Genomic DNA, 1,076 nt, shown 5'->3' with positions numbered 1-1,076 from the left:
TGGAAGGTGAACTGGATGATGGACACCCCTGGCTGCCGGGGTTGTGGGTGCCAGCACGCCGTTTCCGCTTCCGGTTTCATGCCTCACTGTCTGAGCTGCCTGTTTCTCATAAAACGCTGCTGGCTGCCCGTTTGTTACCGGAGGAAGCGGTCACCTGGCTGTCTTTAGTGCCCGGTGCGTGGCAATGTCTTATGTTGCATCTTGGCGGGTTACCTTCTTCTGTTCCGTTGACGGATTTACTGCTTCAGTCAGCAGCTGAGCAGGTGAAATCGCCATTGCTGAAGCCGGTTGAATCTGCTGAAGCGAGGGCGGCTACCGCTCATCCATCGCCTTCTCCGGTTACTCCGCTTGTCACACCGATGACCGTCCCAGCACCTGACACCCGCGATGATACCCGGACATTACTGTCACTGTTTCAGACACCGGAGTGAACTTTGGGTGGGAAATAATTCAAATGATAACAATAACGATTTGAAATTGTCCAAACGCCCCGTATCAGCGTCAGAATGCCTTGTTTCGGCAATGTACAAAAGGTCATTATATAAAAAACAAAATAATTCAACATGTTAATTAATTTTTAGTTTATTAACAGGACGTGGCTGTACCGGGACACAACTAGACACACGAAGGAAACCATCATGTTCAATAATGAGGAAAAAATGGGTTGGGATGAATTACTGGAAGAATACTTTTTCTCTCATATGCTGCGACCGGCTACGGAGTGGAGTTATCGCAAGGTGACCCGGGTTTTTATCCGGTTTATGGGGGATACGGTGTTACCGGAGCAGGTGACTCACCGCGATGTACTGCGGTGGCGGCGTCATCTTCTGACCGAGAAAAAACAGTCGAGCTACACCTGGAACAATAAGGTGGCCCACCTGCGGACGATTTTTAATTTCGTGATGGAAAGAAAACTGCTGTCGCTCACTGAAAACCCGTTTAACGAGGCGGCGGTGAAAAAAGAGAAGAAGACAAAAAAAATTCTGAGTAAATCCCAGATAACCCGCCTCTATTTGCTGATGGGACAGTATGAGGAAGAAGAGCGCAGGCAGGTAATTCCCCGGGGAGGCCGCTGT

General features: G+C 49.3%; 1 protein-coding gene and 1 pseudogene. Both read left to right on the top strand.

The window, feature by feature from the left end; genetic code table 11:
- A pseudogene (locus Xind_RS25490) lies at positions 1 to 431 on the top strand (TraI domain-containing protein); the annotation flags it as partial.
- Between the two features lie 207 nt (positions 432 to 638).
- Positions 639 to 1,076: phage integrase N-terminal SAM-like domain-containing protein (locus tag Xind_RS25485; RefSeq protein ID WP_187650947.1), on the top strand; the 438-nt coding region annotated here is incomplete at its 3' end.

The sequence above is a fragment of the Xenorhabdus indica genome (genome assembly GCF_014467235.1).
GTDB classification, from domain to species: domain Bacteria; phylum Pseudomonadota; class Gammaproteobacteria; order Enterobacterales; family Enterobacteriaceae; genus Xenorhabdus; species Xenorhabdus indica.
The sequence above is the reverse complement of the archived record's forward strand: the minus strand, read 5'-3'. Positions and strand labels throughout refer to the sequence as shown.